Here is a 312-nt window from a genome sequence, read left to right as displayed (position 1 = left end):
GGAGCAGGGGGGAGAGCTCCGGGGCGGCCCTGATGATCGCCGCTCCGTGCGCCCCGGGGGGTGTGGGTCGGACGGCCGGTCGATCGGCTTTCGGTATACACCGCCCCGGGCGGGACGGCCTGGTTGTCCTCGCGGCCCTCGCGCGGAGCCGCCCCGGAGGGCGGTGCCGCGGACGGATCCGCCCATGGCTGGGGCTCGCTGTCCATCTGTGATGACACTACGTCAAGGTCCGTTCGGCGCCGAGGAGCTTCAGCGATTCCGCACACCATCTTCACCGTCCGCGCCGGTGGCGTCACACCGGGTTCGAACCGA

The organism is Kitasatospora putterlickiae (assembly GCF_039527695.1).
Classification (GTDB): domain Bacteria; phylum Actinomycetota; class Actinomycetes; order Streptomycetales; family Streptomycetaceae; genus Kitasatospora; species Kitasatospora putterlickiae.
Note: the sequence above shows the minus strand (reverse complement) of the source record.